This is a genomic window from Paenibacillus germinis (genome assembly GCF_013141785.1).
GTDB classification, from domain to species: Bacteria; Bacillota; Bacilli; order Paenibacillales; family NBRC-103111; genus Paenibacillus_E; species Paenibacillus_E phytorum.
Genome location: NZ_WHOC01000051.1, coordinates 1 through 646, shown reverse-complemented (window position 1 = coordinate 646; position 646 = coordinate 1). Strand labels below are relative to the sequence as shown.

Sequence of the window (646 nt, the reverse complement as noted above, 5' to 3'; positions counted from 1 at the left end):
ATTGAGGAGTCCCCATTTTTCTTCCGTAGGTCTCCGTTTTTCTTTTGGTAGTACCGAGACTGAATCACTTGAAAGGAGTGACTAATTTATGGGATATGCAGCAGGAACAGGAGCAGGATATGGCGGCAGTAGTTCAGCAGCAGTATTGGTTCTCTTTATTTTGTTGGTTATTATTACTATGACTTTTGCAATATGATACGCAGCATTAGGTAATATATTAAATTTAGATCCACAGCTCGTTGCTGTGGATCTATTTCTGTGTTCGTACGTATCTTTGATGAGCTTTGGGAAACTTTTTGAAATAACCTAAAATAGTAACTCGCTTTAAAACTGGTTGAACTAACGGAAAACAAGAGCACAATTACAAATAGGCTGCCAGCATCAGCGAGGGTCGTGAAATAGATCCATTTCTCAATAAATAATGAAGAACCTAGATAAAATGAAGAGACCATAGCTCGTTGCTTTGGTCTCTTTCTATGAAGCGGTCAGTAAAATTACTAATTACGAAATTCGCCTCACTCACTTCAACTGTCCGTCAACGCCTACCGCTGAACCGTTTGATCGCTTCCTCGGTCACCGGCGTGAAGAGGTTAACCAGGTTGCCGTCGGGATCGCGAAACAGCACAGCACGGTTCCCCCACGGCAT

At 42.3% G+C, this 646-nt stretch carries 1 protein-coding gene and 1 pseudogene; one reads left to right on the top strand and one right to left on the bottom strand.

The genetic code is table 11. From position 1 onward, the window contains the following. Positions 1–88 precede the first annotated feature (88 nt). The gene (locus tag GC102_RS39065; RefSeq protein ID WP_216628019.1) at positions 89–196 is read left to right on the top strand and encodes a YjcZ family sporulation protein; all 108 of its coding nucleotides are present in this window, start codon (positions 89–91) and stop codon (positions 194–196) included. A gap of 339 nt (positions 197–535) precedes the next feature. Here the strand turns inward: GC102_RS39065 and GC102_RS39405 are convergent. Next, a pseudogene (locus tag GC102_RS39405) lies at positions 536–646 on the bottom strand (VOC family protein); the annotation flags it as partial.